This is a genomic window from Microbacterium sp. 1S1 (genome assembly GCF_008271365.1).
GTDB lineage: Bacteria > Actinomycetota > Actinomycetes > Actinomycetales > Microbacteriaceae > Microbacterium.
The window spans coordinates 1,010,024-1,025,996 of the sequence record NZ_CP043430.1 but is presented as its reverse complement, the minus strand read 5'-3'; the positions used below and the strand labels follow the sequence as shown (position 1 = coordinate 1,025,996).

Genomic DNA, 15,973 nt, shown 5'->3' with positions numbered 1-15,973 from the left:
CTCCCTGCCATGGCGAGAAGCGACTCAGCGCGCTTCGCCGTAGTAGCTGACGTCAGGGAACGCCAGACCGTCGCCCTCGCCGTTCCACTCACCCGTGAACGTCACGACGGCCTTCGCGCCCTGGGCCAGCGGGCCCTTCCAGTCGATCGTGTCGCCCGTGAACGACACGGCACCGGAGGAGGCGGACAGGGTCGACGGGTTCCAGGTCGAGTCGTCCAGGATCTGTCCGATCCCGAAGGCGATCTCTGCGTTCGCCGAGTCGACGTTGCCGTTGTTGCTGTACTCCAGTCGGTACGTGACCGTGTCGCCCGGCTTCGGGTCTCCCGGCGTGTGGTTGAACGTGTACTGGAAGTAGCCTCGCTTGACGATGTCGACGTCGTCGTCGCAGACCTTCGCGGCGTTCGTCGCGATCACGCAGGCCTGGTTCGTGAGCGCGCCCGGCGCGGCGAACGGGTTCACCGTGGCGTTCACCTTCAGCGTCGCGGACGCTCCCGGAGCGAGGGAACCGACGGCAGCGCTGATCGTGCGTCCCGAGGACGTCACGGTGGTGCCGGCCGGGCCGCTGCCCGAGACGAAGTCGAGTCCGTCCGGAAGCGGGTCGCTGACGACGACGTTCGTCGCCGTCCCGTTCCCGGTGTTCTTCACGACGATGTCGTACGTCAGGGACTGTCCGAGCGTGACGTCGGTCTGCTGGTCGTTCTTGTCGATCGTGAGCACCGGCTTGGTCGGTGCATCGATGTCGAGGTCGATGCTGTGGAGGTCGCTCGGCACCTTGGTCCAGACGGGCAGCCCGAAGAACGAGGCCTTGGAGCGCATGGTGACCTGGAACTCGACCCGCGAGACGGTGCCGTTGACGCGCACGGTGCCGTTCTTCGCTCCGAAGTCGTTCGAGGTGATCGTGGTGCCCGTGACGTCGAGGTTTCCCGCGACGGAGCTGAGGCTGACCCCCGCGGTCCTGAGCGTGTACTTCGCCGTGCCGTTGACGCTGTTGCCCGGGCTGGTGAAGACGTCGCCGCCGAGGTTGCCGAGCTTGATCTTGGGGTTCGTCACCCGCTGACCGAAGTCGATGATGACGGATCCTCGCACGCACTCCTTGCCCTGCGCACACGGGAACCCCTCGGGCAGGCCGATGATGTTCAGGCCCAGCTCGCCGCCGTCCCGAACGGTGGCCAGGTTGACCGCTGCGCCCGAGCTCTTCACCTGCATCTTGTCGGTGACGGTGATACGCGCGGTCGCGCCGGCTGCGGCGGCGGTGCGCGTGTCGCCGGTGCCCGACCAGCCGCTCACGTCCGCCGCGGAGGCGGCCACGGGTGAGGCGAGAGTGCCGAGCGCCATGACGGCGAGCAGCCCTCCCGTCACAGCACCCCTCAGGATGGACTTCTTCTTCACCATGGGTTTCCTTCTTCCCTGACACGGGGCGAGCGGATGTGCATCGCCACACACAGAGACAGGGACGGGCGCGATCGATTACGCCCGTCCCTGCCCGGTCTCCCCGATTACCGGGCGGAGGGCCGGCGGCGCCCGACGAGGAGGAAGACGGCGCCACCCGCCGCGAGCAGGGCACCAGGGAGCAGGAGGCCGAACGTCGCCCCGGTCTGGGCGAGTCCCGACGGCGTGAGGGTGGTGACCGCGCAGGACCAGGACGCGTCGTCCTCGCACGCGGGGGCAGCAACGACCGGGGGCAGCGCGGGGAATTCCGACACGCTGTCGGGCAACTCGACCCCGAGCCGTGCGGCCGGAACGCGCAGGGCGTCGAGCATGACCGGGTCGTAGGCGACCGTCGCCCGATTCACCACCGGCCCCGTCGTGCCGAGGGGCACCTGGACGCGGAGCGTGAGGGTCGTGGTCTCACCGGGGCGGATCTGGGGCACGATCCAGCCGGCGCGATCCTTCACGGCGACGCCGCCCGCGCTGGCGCTGACGAACCGGGCTCCGTCCGGCAGGTCGTCGACGACCGGGACGTCCACCGCGACCCCCGGCCCCGTGTTCTCGACCGTGATCGTATAGTCGAGGATCGACCCCGCCGGTGCCGTCGACTGGGCGACGGTCTTGCCGATCTCCAGGGTGGCCAGTGCGGGCACCGTGGTCACCGCACATGCCAGGCCGGCGTCGTCGGGGCAGGGGGTGAGGACGGCCGGTTCCGGGGTCCCTGACGGGGCATCGGCCGGATTCCGCACGGCGGCCCTGTTGACGATCAGCGCCTCGCCGAGGCCCGTGGGCGTGATCCCGGTCACCTGGAGCTCGACCGCGCCGCCCGCCGGCACCTTCGGCAGCGTCCACCGAACCTGCCCGTCGGCGACCGCACCGCCGTGGTCGGCCGTCACGGCGGCGAGCTCTGCGGGCAGCACATCCACGACCGGCACGTCGACGGCATCAGCCGTGCCGCTGTTCGCGACGACGATCGTGTAGGCGAGCGCTTCCTCGTGACCGGCGACCGATTTGTCGACGGTCTTCGACACGGACAGCGCCGGGAACGCGGTGACGACGGTGCGGGCGCAGGCGGCGGTCGTATCGTCGGTGCAGGGCGTGGCGATGGAAGGCACCGGTGTGCCCTCCGGCGCATCGGCCGGGGTGCCCACCGTCGCCCGATTGACGAGGGTCGAGCCGGCGGCGGAGCGCTCCACCACCCCCGTCACCTGCAGGCTCGTCCGTCCACCGGCGGGGATGCGGTCGATCGTCCACGACAGCTGCGCTCCCGAGGCCTTCGCTCCCTGATCGGCGACGACGTCGCCGAGGCCGGCGGGGATCACATCCGACACCGGCACCTGACGCGCCTCGGCCTCACCGGTGTTGGCCACCGTGATCGTGTACTCCAACGTGTCTCCTGGGACCGCCGCCGTCTTGTCCACGACCTTCGACAGCGTCAGCGCCGGACGATCCGGCGTCGGCGTCGCCGAGGCCGTGACGCCGAAGGCGTAGGCGTCGAGGAAACCGGACTGCGCGGACGTCAGGGCGAATCGGGCGACGTCGAACTCGATCGTGGTGATGTTCGTCCCCGGCACGGTGAAGCTCCCGCACCCACCCGGCGCGGTGGCCCGCGTGCAGGTGATGCCACGGTCGCCGCGCAGATACCCCTCGCCGGCATCCGCGAACGTCGCACCTGGAGAGACGACGGCGCCGCTGGCCTCCCCGTCACTCGAGACGAAGCGCATGCCATCGCTGGCGAACTGGGAACCGGCGCCGGCGCCCCACTCGGCGATGTGGATGGCGGGGTCGTCGACGGGACGGTCGAACCGGATCGTGATCCGCCCTTCGCTGCACCGCTGCGCCGCACCGCAGTTCGCCGACGACTGGATGCCGACGGCCGGAACGTCCGTCGCCACGACGCCCTCGGCGTACATCGCGTCGGTGCCGCTGAGAGCAGCGAGAGATGTCTCGCCCGCGAAGCGCCGCGGGCCCGCTCCCGAGATCGTCACCGTCGCGACGGTGCCGTCTGCGAGCGCGAAGCGGGCGGTCGTCGGCACGGTGACGGAGGCCGAGCCGTCGACGGCCGCGGCCGGTCCCGCCGCGGTGGCGGCCACGAGCAGGGCCAGCAGCAGTCCGAGCAGGGACGTGCTCGATCGTTTCCACTTCACGGGTTCTTCCTCCGGTCGCTTGAGTGATGATGTCGGCACGGGCATGGCACTGTCACCGAGGTGCGTCCATGACCAGGACGCCCGCCGACGCGGTCGCGGACACCCCGGCCGCATTCGACTGAGCGAAGCTGAGGATGATCTCGGTACCGGACGGCACCGGGTAGGCACTGACGTCGACGCTTCCCTGCCATCGCTGATCCGTGCCGCAGGTGCCCGCAGCGATCGTCACGTCCCACGCGGACACCGTCAGGGCGGCTCCGGGTTCGCACCGGACCGTGAAGGAGAGCACCTGATTCCTGGCGATCTCCGAGGGGAGAGAGAGGATGACGGGCGATGCCGGAGCCGCGATCGTCTGTCGCGGCGGAATCGGAGCCGGAGCCGATACCGGGGGCGCGGGAGCGGCCGGCTCGGTCTCCGGAGCGACCGTCGGGACAGCGGCGGATGCCGTCGGCGTCGGCGCCGACGACCGGGAAGGCGGCGCCGTGGATGGGCGGGACGCCTCCGGTGTGGGAGCGCCGCCGCCCTCCGCAACGACGGCGGCGTCGGCGATGACCTCGGTCGGGTCGTCGAGGGACGCGGCGACGAGGCCCACGGTGATGGTCGCGACGGCGGTGGCGGCGACCGCGACGAGACCGGCCTTCGCGGCGATGAATCCGCCCGCGGGGAGGGCGACGGTCACGGGGGCGCCCACCGACGCGGCCATCACCGACGTGGGCATGGCGGAGGCACTGCCCCCCTCGGTGAGGGATTGCCACGCCTGCACGGCGGCCCCGACCCCGATTCCGCCGGGCACGAGGACCGTGAAGATCCGGGAGCTCGCTCGGCGTGCTTCTTCCGCTTTCGCACCGCAGTCGTCGCAGCGGTCGAGGTGCGCCTGCAGGCGCTGGTCGTCTCGTGCGGTGAGCCGCCGGCGGGTGTGAGCGCCGAGCTTGTTCAACGTCCACCGGCAGTCTTTCGCGGTCGGCGGCTGTTCGGCGAGATGCGCCGTGATCCACGCCTGACGGAGCCCCTCCCTGGCACGGAAGGCGAGCACCGCGCTCGCTCGTTCGCTGATGCCCAGGCGCGCGCCGATCTCCAGCATCGAGAGCCCCTCCACCTCGGCGAGCCACAGGACGTCCTGCCAGCGGGAGGGGAGAGCGACGAGAGCCCGCGCCACCAGATCGGCGTCGAAGTCGGCATCGGCCGCCGCGTCGCTCGTGCGAGGATCCTCGATGGCCTCCATGTGCTCGAGGGGCACCTCTCGTCGGGATCGTCCCCAGGTGATGGCGAGGTTGCGCATCGTGGCGAAGAGGTAGGGCTTGAAGGCGGTCGTCGGCCCCTTGCCGGAGCGGATGGCCTGGAACACGCGCGTGAAGGATTCGGCGACCAGGTCTTCCGGGTCGGAGGACCACCAGGACGAGCGGGCCACGGCGGTGGCCATCGGCGCGTAGCGCTCCCACAACTCCGCGTAGGCGCGGGGATCGCCCTCCCGGGTCTGCGCGAGAAGGTCGCCGTCCCGAACTTCGGCGAGATCACTCCTGCTTTCGGCGATCGCGGCATGATCGGTCACCATGGCCTCCTCTCGAAGGTGAGAGCGCGTACGCGGACGGATGGGGCGTTGCTGCCGATCGGCAGTAACGTGCTACACGTTACCCCGAATCGACTCCGACGGCGGCCCCTCGCCACGAACCTGTGGAGTGCGGCGGGCTCCGGGAGGAGAAGCCCCCCCCACCGAGGGATCGGCGCCGGGGAGGGCGGTGAGGTGGGTTCACCGGGGCGTCGCACCCTCGCTCACAGGACGGCGTGGTGCGCGGGAGATTACGCGCGCCTGAGGGATTCCCGGAACCGGCCGGGAATCCCACCGCTCAGCCGCGAGAACGACCGAGCCGTCGCGCCAGGAGCAGGCCCGCCCCTGTGACGAGCAGCGCCGCCGCTCCGACGAGAGCCCCGGTCGTGCCCTGCCCGCCCGTGCTCGCGAGGCCGGTGCCGCGCGCGGGGGGTGGCGTGGTCGTGGTCACGGGGTTCTTGACCGACACCGTGACGGTCTCCTCGCCGACGGTGAAGCGGGATGGAGAGATCTCCGGGGCGCCCCAGCGGAGGCCGTCGATCGACTGCGGCTCCCGCTCGCGAACCGTGATCTCGGCACCGACGGGGACCGCCGGAGCGGACACCGGGACGCCGGCACGGAGGACGAGCTCACCCGAGCCGGCCGGGAACCCGGGACCGGCGGGATACGAGTACTCGATCACGAACTGGGCGTCGGACGGCACCTCCCGCACCGCGGCGGCGGACCCGGCGAGCGTCTTCACCGCGGAGAAGGCCTTCGTGCGCAGAGTCGCCGTGTTGGTCAGCGCGACGTCGACGGTGGACCCTCCGGCGATCTCGATCGACGAAGACGAGAAGGCGGGGGCGGCCCAGTCCAGGTTCGCGGGAAGGCCGGCCAGCGACTCGGAGAGCTCGACCCGGCTGCCGTCGGGGAACGCCGGGCTGGACCAGGTCTCCCCCGCACGCAGGGAGAACTCCCCGGGAACGGTCGCGCCGGCGGGAGTGGTCACGGTGTAGGTGCCGCGGTAGACGAGTCCGTCGAGGTTCGCGGAGTCACCGCGAAGGGCTTTGGTGATCGCGAATCGACCGACCGTCGTTCCCCCTCCCGTGCCGGCGCCTCCGTACTTCGTGACCTGCGATGTGACGGTCGTGCTCACCTCCGTGCCGATACGCACCTCCGCGTCGTTCGTGTACGTCTTGGCCGCACCCCCGTCGGTGACACGCGACAGGTAGTGCACGTCGTAGAAATAGCCTTCCTTGGCCGTGAACTCGACGGTGGTCCCGTCCGCGGAGATCGTGTACTCGTCGACCGGCACCTGCCCGAAAGCCCCGGGGACGACCTCGCCGTTGGGCTGCGTCACCAATTCGTTGGTCGCCCACAGCACGGGGTAGCGCTTCCCAGCTGAATCGGTGACGAGGGCCTGGTTCGGCCCGAGGGCGTCCGTGACGACGACCTTCTCCCCGCCTTTCATGCCCTGCGGGCCGGCGGCGACCACGACCTTCCAGAGGATGGTGTCGGTCTCGTTGTCGTACTCGCCGGTCTTGTAGTTCGGTCGACCGGGGAAGGTGCAGTTCTCGGTGCACGCCTCGGCACCGGGTGTCACGTCGGTGGTGGCGGTGACATCGCCGAAGTCGTAGGTCACGGTGGTCTGCTTCGTGACCTCCGTCGTCACGGTCGCCCCGAAGGAGAATCCTCCGGTGAGTCCGATCGGGTGCGATTCCAGGTACTCGGCGTCGAAGTCGCAGACGAGCTGCGTCTTCGTGGTCACGCAGGTGCCCATCAGGGCCCCAGCGCCGTCGCGGAGCGGGAACGTGTCCGGCTTTCCCTGGAGGTCCTCCGGCAGGTCGATGACGAAGCCCGCCGGCGTCTCGGGGTTGTCGGGCAGAGACCACGTCCCAGTCAGTTCCGTGGTCGTGCCGCTCTCCACGACGCTCTCCGTGAAAGCCATCGACGTGATCGTGGCCTCGGTGGCGTACGGCGGAGCCGCCACGGCGGCCAGCGGCGTCAGCACGGCTCCGATGAGCCCGGCCATCGTGACGGCGATGGGGATGCCCCTCCCGGCACGGCGACGCCCGCGTCGCGAGCGGGGAGGGGAAGGCAGCAGGTGTTTCGTCATATGTTCCTCCGGTCGGCTGTGCGCGGAACTCTGCGCGCACCTCTCCGGTTAAGGACTCGTATCCGGGGGCTCCATTACGGCAACGCCGATATGCTCGGAGCCGTGCAGAATGCCGAGCCCGCCGCCTCCCCGTCCGCCGCGTCCGACCTGCGCCGCATCGCCGCGCACCTGGCCGACCCCGCACCGCTGAACTGGGTCATCACCGGCGATTCCATCACCCACGGCCTCGTGCACACGCAGGGCGGGCGGAGCTACCCCGAGCACCTCCACGAACTGATCCGCGGCGAACTCGAACGCGTCCGCGACGTGGTCCTCAACACCGCGATCAGCGGCAACCGGATCGTCGACATCCTCGACGACTGGGAGCGCCGGGTCGCCCTGTGGCAGCCGCACGTGGTCACGCTCATGGTCGGGACCAACGATGCCTCGGACGGGGGGCCGCGCCCGGTCATCTCCCCCGACGACTACGCGGCCTCCCTGCACGACTTCGTGCGCCGGGTGCGCGACCTGGGCGCGATCCCGGTGCTCCAGACTCCACCCGCCATCGACGTCCGCAATGCGCCGGAGCGGGCCCGGATCGCCGCCTTCGCGGACGCCGTCCGCCGGGTCGCCGGCGAGGAGGACGTGATCCTCGTTGACCAGCACGCCCACTTCGCGGAGCTGGGCAACGGCGGAGTGCCGTGGGGCCTCATGAACGATCCCTTCCACCCGAGCGCCGCCGGACACGCCGCCCTCGCGGTGGAGCTCGCCCGCGTCCTCGGCATCGCGCCGAAGGGGCCGCGCGCCCGCACGGTCGCCCTCCTCGAGGGGATCGTCGGCACCGCGCGCGTGTTCGGCTGAGTCTGCCGCCGCTCACCCTCGCCGGGTGACCGCCCTGGACGACGGCGACGCCGCCGCAGTACGTTGAGCGCATTCGCACACTCGACCGAGAGGTGGGGGCATGTCTCACGTCGTCGCAACCGGGGCCGGCAAGGCCATGATGGAACGTCGGAACGATCCGACGCACGAGTACATCCTGAGGCTCACGGGCAAGGAGCGACCTCGCGTCCTCTTCCTCGGCACGGCCACCGGCGACGATGCGGCCTACATCGTCAGCTTCTACTCCACGTACGACTCCGACCGCTGCGCACCTCACCACCTGCCGCTCTTCCACCGTGCGGTCGACGACCTGGCCGGGTTCGTCACGGGTTTCGACGTGATCCACGTCGGCGGCGGCAACACCGCCAACATGCTCGACGTCTGGAAGCGTCAGGGTCTCGACGCGATCCTGCGCGAGATGTGGGAGGACCCGGCCTCGAACGTCGTCTTCACCGGAGGCAGCGCCGGCGGCATCTGCTGGTTCGAGGGCGGCACGACCGACAGCTACGGGCCGACGCTCCAGGTGCTCCCGGAGGGCCTCGGCTTCCTGCACGGCAGCTTCTGCCCGCACTACGACGCGGAGGACCAGCGCCGTCCGCTCTTCCACGCCTCGCTCCTCAGCGGCGAGCTCTCGACCGGCTATGCGGTGGGAAACCTCCAGTCGCTGCACTTCGAGAACAGCGAGTTCGTCACGGCGATCAGCCCGGTCGAGGACCCCCTCGCGCTCCGGGTCGAGGCGGTGGACGGGAAGATCGTCGAGACCGAGTTGCCCGTCCAGGTCCTCACCGGGTCGGCGCCGATCGTGAAGGGGCCCTCATCGTGAACGACAGCGTCTGGATCCTCATCGCCGAGCTCATCGTCGTCGTCCTGGCGATCTTCATGGGCACCCGCACGAGCGGGATCGGCCTGGGCGTGTGGGGCCTCGTCGGCGTCGCGGTCCTCGTGTTCGTCTTCGGGGAAGCACCGGGCAACGCGCCCGTGGACGCGGTGTTCATCGTCATCACCGTCATCACCGCGGCCTCCACCATGCAGGCCGCGGGCGGTATCGACTGGATGGTGTCGGTCGCGGCGAAGGTCATCCGCAAACGGCCGAAGTCCGTCGTCTTCCTCGCCCCCGCGATGTCGTTCCTGTTCACGGTCGGCGCGGGCACGGGCAACATCTTCTACCCGCTGCTGCCGGTGATCTACGACGTCTCCTACCAGCAGAAGATCCGCCCGGAGAGGGCGCTCTCGGTCTCGGCCGTGGCCCCGCAGGTCGGCATCCTGTGCTCGCCGGTGTCCGCCGCCACGGCATCGATGGTCGTGCTGCTCGCGCCGCAGGGCGTCGACCTCGGCGGCCTGCTGCTGATCATGTGGCCCGCGTCCATCGCGGGTCTCCTCGTCGCCGCGCTGGTCATGATGCGCCACGGCAAGGACCTCGAGGACGACCCGGAGTATCGGAAGCGGCTGGCCGACGGACAGATCAAGCCGCCCGTGGTCGACGCGCATGAGAACAAGCTCCCGCCGACCGCTGTGCTCTCGGCGTCCCTGTTCCTGGCGGGCGTCGCGGTGATCGTGTTCTTCGGTCTGTTCGAGAACCTGCGTCCGGTCATCGGCACGGATGACAACGGCGACCCGCTTCGTCTCAGCGTCACCGTGATCATCGAGGTCACCATGGGGATCATCGCCGCCCTGATCTTCGTGTTCTGCAAGGTGAAGGCGGCCGACGTGCCGAAGCAGCCGACGTTCCCCGCCGGCATCGTCGGAGCCATCGCCCTGTTCGGCATCGCCTGGCTCGCCAACACGTTCGTCGCCGCCAACCAGACCCTCATCGTCGACGGGTTGGGCTCGGTCGTCTCCGGATCGTCCGCCTTCCTCGGTGCCCTGCTGTTCGCTCTGGCCCTGTTCGCGGTCGCCATGCTCACGACCAGCCAATCGAGCGCCACCAACGCGATCGTCCCGATCGGAATCACGATCGGGCTGCCCGCCCCACTGCTCGTCGGGCTCTGGCCGGCGACGATGGGCATCTACACGCTGCCGGCGAACGGCAGCCAGGTCGCCACGGTCGCGTTCGACCAGACGGGCACGACGAAGATGGGCAAGTTCGTCTTCGACCACTCCTTCCAGCTGCCCAACCTCGTCTACGTCGGCACGGCCATCGTCGTCGGGGTGACCCTGTCGTTCCTGTTCTCGTGACATGACCGACGCCGTCGACCGGTCGGCGTTGCGGCAGTTCCTGCTGGGGCTGGCGCAGGGCATGAACGCGTCGGCGGAGTCCGTCGACCGCATCCGCGACACGATCGCGGAGGTCGCGGCGGCCTCCGGCGGCGACGACACCGACTTCGTCGTGCTGCCGACCATCATCATCGTGGAGACCGGCGATGCGGAGGAGGAGAGGGTCGCGATCCGTTCGGCCACGAACGCCTCGTTCCGCTTCGACCAGATCGCGGCGCTCTACGAGCTGATCGCGCAGGCCAGGACCGGTTCGGTGAACCCGTTGGACGGCATCCGGCGGCTCAACGAGATCGGCGCGATGCGGCCGCGCCTCGGCTGGTTCACCCGCACGCTCGGGCACGCGATCCTCACGACCGGCCTCGCGCTCCTGCTCGCGCCGACCTGGCAGGGAGCGCTCGTCGCGTTCGTCCTCGGATTCGGGATCGGCCTGCTCAAGCTCGTGCGTTCCCCCACACTCCAGCTCATCATGCCGATCGCCGCGGCCTTCGTGTGCGCGGCCGCGGTGTTCCTCCTCGCCGAGGTGATCGAGATCGGCGACCCGATCCGGCTGCTCATCGCCCCGCTCGTGACGTTCCTGCCGGGCGGCGTCCTCACCACGGCGACCGTCGAGCTCGCGGCGGGACAGATGATCTCCGGGGCGTCACGGCTCATCTACGGTTTCGTGCAGCTCGCACTCCTCGCCTTCGGCATCCTCGCCGCCGGGGCGGTGGTCGGCGTCTCCTCCGACTCGTACGAGCCGCTCGACGCCTCCTCCTTCCTGCCCTGGTGGGTGCCGCTGCTCGGCATCCTCGTCTTCGCCCTCGGGAACTACCTGCACTTCTCGGCGCCGCCCTCCACGTTCGGGTGGGTGCTGCTGGCGCTGGTCGTGGCGTACCTCGGCCAGTGGGCGGGCACGGAGTTCATCGACCCGGCCGTCGGCGGGTTCCTCGGTGCGGTGGCCGTGACCCCGGTCGTGTTCTGGATCGCCGGGCTCCGCCACGGGGCGCCGTCGCAGCTCACCTTCCTCCCGGCCTTCTGGCTGCTGGTGCCCGGAGCGGCCGGCCTGGTGGGGCTCACCGAGGCGTTCGCGACGGACAACGGCCTCGCCGACTTCACCGCCGCCCTGGTCTCCGTGATGTCGATCGCCCTCGGGGTGCTCATCGGCACCGCGCTGTACCGCGTCGTGCATCACGGTGCGGAGGAGTTCGTCCAGTTCGCGGTCGCCCCGCCGCCCGCGGAGGACGAGGAGCCGGCACCGACGCTGTGGCGGCGGCTCTCCGCCCCGCTCCGCCGCCTGGGCCGCCGCGGTCGCTAGCGGTGCGTCTCGCGGCAGCGTCCGGCCCGCGAAAACCTGCCCCGCGAGCGAAGACCCCGCGGCGCGGGGCGACGCGGGGTCCGATCGCGATCAGAGCGTGGCGAGGATCTCCTTCATCTCGGCGATCTCGGCGGTCTGCGCATCGACGATGTCCTGCGCGAGGGCCACGGCGTCGGCGTTCTCGCCGTCCGCGACCTCCGTCTCGGCCATGTCGACGGCGCCCTCGTGGTGCGCGATCATCTGCTCCAGGAACAACCGGGACGCCTCCGGACCCGCGGCAGCCTCGAGCGCGGCGAGGTCGTCATCGCTCATCATGCCGTCACCGTGATCCATGGCGCCGGGGTCGGCCGCTTCCGCACCCCAGTCTTCGAGCCAGCCCTCCAGCTGCTCGATCTCCGGCCCCTGCGCGGCCTTGATCCGCTCGGCGAGGTCGGCCACCCGCGGGTCGACGTCGTCCTTCGCGAGCACGATGTCGGACATCTCGACGGCCTGCTCGTGGTGCACGACCATCATCGATGCGAACATCGCGTCCGCCTCGTTCGCACCGGTCAGCGGGGCGTCCGAGGGGGAGTGATCCATACCGGAGTGGTCCGTCGATCCGGACGGCGCGGCGGAGGCACATCCCGCGAGGGCGAGGGTCCCGGCCAGCACCAGGGCGGCGGCTGCGGTGATTCGATTCTTCATTGCTCTCTCTTCTCTGTCTGTCGGAAGGGCGTCCGCGGTCGCGGCGCCCGAGCGTACGCGGTGCCGATCACGTCCGACTGATGCAGAGCACGTGGAGAGAGGGAGGTCGGGGGAGTGCGGTGGCAGCGTCGGCTCGCGAGCGGAGAACGCGCAGCACGGACCCCGCGTCGATCGCGCGGGACGGGCGCAGCAGCAGAAGCAACCCGCCGAGCAGGGCGAGGACGCAGGCGGCCCCGACATCGCCCACGGGGTCGCCGGGGATGACCGCCGTGTCCGCCACGTCGGACGAGGACGACTCGGATTCCGCGACGTGGGCGAGTGCCGGCGCGGAGTGCCCGGCCCTCGCGTGACCTCCCGGAACACCGTGCGTGTCGAGCCCGTGCATACCGAGGAGGCCGAGCACGACGCCTCCCACGAGGACGACCGCGAGCAGCGCCCCCCGGAGTATGCGTCGGTCAACCATACGCCCAGGTTACCCCGTCGGGGTATGGGTATAACCCCATTGGTCAGCGAGCGACCCCCGCCCGGCGCAGAAGACGCCGCACGGCGATGACCGCCCCCGCCACCGCCAGCTCCCCGACCACCCGGCCGAGCACTGTGGCGATGAGCACCGGGAGCACCAGGTGCTCCGGCGAGAAGACGGGGAGGGCGACGAAGAAGAGCACCACGCCGACCGCGGCGCCGGCCAGCAGGATCCGGCCGGGGCGGATCGGGACATCGCGGCGCGGTAGCGCGAGGTCGAGCACCACGCCGCCCAGGACGAGGGGGATCACCCCGAGCAGCCCGATGGGGGACACCGCGACCGTGAGCACCCCGGCGACGAAGGCGGCCAGCGTCGCCATCCCCCGGACGCGGGTGACGACTCGCGCGAGGAAGGGCAGCGCGGTGTGCACCGCGGCGACCAGCGCATACGCGGGCGGAGACGTGGCCGCCAGCACGCTCGTAGCCGGGACCACGGCGACGAACACGAGGGCCTGCATCGCGCCGAGCGCGGCGCTCACGAGGAGCGCACTGGTCGGCACACGACGGGCGGACACGGGCGACAACGGACCACTCACTCCTCCGAGCCTAGAACCGTGGAGAGGGTCGGTGCCGTCCTCGGCCGCACGGGGTTTGGATATCGTAAGAGTGGGGATGCGTACCTGGGGAGGGACGATGTCGGCTTTCGGCGCGCAAGGGGACAAGAGGGTGCCGCGGGTGTCCGCGCACGTCATCGGACGTCCGCGCCTGAACGCAGCGCTGGATGCCGGAGCGCCGCTCACGGTGCTGCGCGCGGCCGCGGGGTCCGGAAAGACCACCGCCCTCGTCGGCTGGGCCTTCACCTCCCCCGCCCGCGTCGTGTGGCTGACGGTCACATCCGCGCTGGCGACGAGCCCGGCCCTCGCATCGGCGCTGCTGCGGGCGCTGCGTGACACGGGCGAAGCGGCTGACCCGCGCAGCTCCGCCGCCGCGACCGCGGGCGGCTGGCCCGTGGTCGCGCAGCACCTGTGCGACCACGAAGAGCCTGTCGTCATCATCCTCGACGACGCCGCCGCGCTCGACCGCGACGCGGTCTTCGACCTCTGCCGCACGGTCGCCGTCCCGCCGCACGTCCGCCTGATCGTCGCCACGAACCGCCCCAGCCCCTTCGACAGCGAGGGTGTCGAGCTGGTGATCGACACCACGCTGATCTCTCCCGAAGACCTCGCGTTCGACCTCGACGAGATCCGACGCGCGCTCGAGGTCGACGAGGACACCGCCGTCGCCGTGCGGGAGGCCACCGCGGGCTTCGCGGCGGTCGTCCGCGCCGTCGCCATCCGCGGCAGAGCGCCCCGGGACGCGACGATCGTGGAGGTCGCGGCCACGGCGGTCGACGACTATCTCCGCAGCCGCATGGAGGAGCGCACGTTCGGTGCCGGTGTGCTGGAGGGGCTGATCCGGATCAGCATCACGGACACCGTCGACCTCCCGTTGGCCGAGGCTCTCAGCAGCAACCCGGACATCGGCGCCGCTCTGGACGAGGCGGAAGCGTTCGGCTTCGGTCGGTGGTCGACGGGGACCACGCCGCGAACGTTCACGATCGCCGCGCCCGCCCGTACCCTGCTGCGCCACGACCTCGTGCAACGGTTCCCGACCGAGGTCCGTCTCCTCCGCCGCCTCGCGATCGAGGGCGCCCTCCGCCGCGGCGACCCCTTCGAGGGGCTGCGCCTCGCGATGGAGGAGGACGACCTCCACCTCGCGGCCCACGTCATCATGTCCGGGTGGAGCCACCTGCTGGACCACGACGGTCGCCGGGTCGTGGCCCTGCTGGGCGACCTGCCCCTCGCCCGGCTGAAGCAGGAGCCGCTCGTGGCGATGCTGCTGGGCATCTGCCTCAATGCCAACCGACTTCGGCGGGTGCGTGGACTGCAACTGCTCCGGCTGGCGATCTCCGCCGCGAACGCCCGTCGGAGCGCCCTCTCCCCCACGGAGCGTCTCTTCATCTGGACCGCCGAGAGCGCAGCCCTGCGTGTGGTCGGGATGCCCGATCGGGCCGGCCAGGTGGGCGCCCGTGCCCTCGCTCTGTTCACCGAGACACCCGAATCCCACTGGGAGCAGTATGCGATGGAGATGCCGCTGTTGTGCACGCACCTCGGCATCTCGCTCTACTACGGCGGTCGCCGAGAGCAGGCCGTGCGCCTCTTCGGCGAGGCCGCCGCCCTCGCCGCGTCGCAGGGGAGCGGAAAGGCGTTCCACGCCGTGAGCCTCCTCGGCGGGATCCACGCCCTCAACGGTGACCTGCCGGAGGCCCGGCACTACGTCGAGATCATCCGCGACGGCTCGTGGGATGCCGCGCTGCTCGACGGGTACCGCGGCACGTTCTACCGCGTCGCCGAGGCGATGCTGGCGGTCGAGGACGGTGACCTCGCCGCGGCCAAGCAGCACGTGCGCGCCTTCCTCCCGCACCGGGCGACGAGCGAGCACTGGACGACGATGGCAACGGTCGAAGCCTGGATCGCGCTGCACGAGGGCGATGCCGCCGGAGGGCTGGAGCGACTGGAGTCGTTCGCCCGGATGCGGGGCCGGGAGGCCGGATCGACGTCGGCTCGCCAAGCGCTGAGCCGCCCCCGGATCCTGCTGCACCTCGCCCTCGGCGACGTTCGAGCGGCGCGGAGCGTCAAGCAGCGCGACGCCGGGACGGACCGGTTCGGCACCCTCCTGGAACGCGCCAGGCTCGCCCTGATCGACGGTCGCGCCCCCGAAGCGGCGCGTCTCCTGTCTCAGACCCGCCTCCAGCCGACGACCTCCCGCGAGCGCGCGGAGGCCGCGGCGGTGCAGAGCGCGGCCCTTCATCGCGTCAGTCCGGCCGCCGCGCAGGCCGTCTCCGAGGCGCTGAGCGCGCAGCTCGGGGACAGGGGACTGCGCACGCCTGTGGCGCTCCTCGGCGCGGAGGACTTCGCCGCCGTCCGGGCCGACCTGGCTCCCGTCGGCGACCCCCCGCTGCCCGCCCGCTCCGCCCTGCCCTCGTTCGCGGCACGCCCGAAGCTCTCCTCGCGGGAGCAGGTGGTGCTGCACGCGCTCACGACGGGAGCGCCGCTGCCCGACATCGCCGCGGAGCTGCGGATCTCGCCGAACACGCTGAAGACGCAGCTCCGCAGCATCTACCGCAAGCTCGACGTGACCAACCGTACCGAGGCCCTCGAGCAGGCCGCCCGACACGGCCTCCTCTCCGGATGACGAGAGCCCCG

Annotated in this window: 12 protein-coding genes; 5 read left to right on the top strand and 7 right to left on the bottom strand. The window is 70.9% G+C overall.

The window, feature by feature from the left end:
* Positions 1-24: 24 nt before the first annotated feature.
* The 4 genes from FY549_RS05130 to FY549_RS05115 all read right to left on the bottom strand — a co-directional run bounded on the left by FY549_RS05130 (position 25) and on the right by FY549_RS05115 (position 7,216).
* On the bottom strand, positions 25-1,392 hold the full coding sequence (locus FY549_RS05130; RefSeq protein WP_149084118.1) for a DUF11 domain-containing protein: 1,368 nt from the start codon (positions 1,390-1,392) through the stop codon (positions 25-27).
* Between the two features lie 104 nt (positions 1,393-1,496).
* Complete coding sequence (locus tag FY549_RS05125; protein WP_149084117.1) at positions 1,497-3,575, bottom strand: DUF11 domain-containing protein; 2,079 nt, start codon at positions 3,573-3,575, stop codon at positions 1,497-1,499.
* 52 nt (positions 3,576-3,627) lie between these two features.
* The gene (locus FY549_RS05120) at positions 3,628-5,124 is read right to left on the bottom strand and encodes a sigma-70 family RNA polymerase sigma factor (protein WP_187614929.1); all 1,497 of its coding nucleotides are present in this window, start codon (positions 5,122-5,124) and stop codon (positions 3,628-3,630) included.
* 295 nt (positions 5,125-5,419) lie between these two features.
* Entirely contained in the window at positions 5,420-7,216 is a 1,797-nt protein-coding gene (locus FY549_RS05115; protein ID WP_149084115.1) for a DUF5979 domain-containing protein, read from the bottom strand.
* 102 nt (positions 7,217-7,318) lie between these two features.
* On the opposite strand from FY549_RS05115, the gene FY549_RS05110 reads away from it, so the two are divergent.
* From FY549_RS05110 to FY549_RS05095, 4 genes are all read left to right on the top strand, one after another.
* On the top strand, positions 7,319-8,056 hold the full coding sequence (locus tag FY549_RS05110) for an SGNH/GDSL hydrolase family protein (RefSeq protein WP_062637995.1): 738 nt from the start codon (positions 7,319-7,321) through the stop codon (positions 8,054-8,056).
* Positions 8,057-8,156: 100 nt separating this feature from the next.
* Positions 8,157-8,897 carry a peptidase E gene (locus FY549_RS05105; protein WP_062637482.1) on the top strand — a complete coding sequence of 247 codons (741 nt, stop codon included), beginning with the start codon at positions 8,157-8,159 and terminating at the stop codon, positions 8,895-8,897.
* Positions 8,894-10,249 carry an anaerobic C4-dicarboxylate transporter family protein gene (locus FY549_RS05100; protein ID WP_149084114.1) on the top strand — a complete coding sequence of 452 codons (1,356 nt, stop codon included), beginning with the start codon at positions 8,894-8,896 and terminating at the stop codon, positions 10,247-10,249. The genes FY549_RS05105 and FY549_RS05100 overlap by 4 nt, the downstream gene beginning before the upstream one ends.
* Position 10,250: 1 nt before the next feature.
* The gene (locus FY549_RS05095) at positions 10,251-11,582 is read left to right on the top strand and encodes a threonine/serine exporter ThrE family protein (RefSeq protein ID WP_149084113.1); all 1,332 of its coding nucleotides are present in this window, start codon (positions 10,251-10,253) and stop codon (positions 11,580-11,582) included.
* A gap of 90 nt (positions 11,583-11,672) precedes the next feature.
* Here FY549_RS05095 and FY549_RS05090 read toward each other — a convergent pair whose 3' ends face one another.
* The 3 genes from FY549_RS05090 to FY549_RS05080 all read right to left on the bottom strand — a co-directional run bounded on the left by FY549_RS05090 (position 11,673) and on the right by FY549_RS05080 (position 13,324).
* Positions 11,673-12,266, bottom strand: coding sequence for a DUF305 domain-containing protein (locus tag FY549_RS05090; RefSeq protein WP_149084112.1), 594 nt, complete (start codon positions 12,264-12,266; stop codon positions 11,673-11,675).
* 67 nt (positions 12,267-12,333) lie between these two features.
* Complete coding sequence (locus FY549_RS05085) at positions 12,334-12,729, bottom strand: DUF6153 family protein (protein ID WP_149084111.1); 396 nt, start codon at positions 12,727-12,729, stop codon at positions 12,334-12,336.
* A gap of 43 nt (positions 12,730-12,772) precedes the next feature.
* On the bottom strand, positions 12,773-13,324 hold the full coding sequence (locus tag FY549_RS05080; RefSeq protein WP_149084110.1) for a hypothetical protein: 552 nt from the start codon (positions 13,322-13,324) through the stop codon (positions 12,773-12,775).
* 139 nt (positions 13,325-13,463) lie between these two features.
* On the opposite strand from FY549_RS05080, the gene FY549_RS05075 reads away from it, so the two are divergent.
* Positions 13,464-15,962 carry a LuxR C-terminal-related transcriptional regulator gene (locus FY549_RS05075; RefSeq protein WP_149084109.1) on the top strand — a complete coding sequence of 833 codons (2,499 nt, stop codon included), beginning with the start codon at positions 13,464-13,466 and terminating at the stop codon, positions 15,960-15,962.
* Positions 15,963-15,973: the final 11 nt, after the last annotated feature.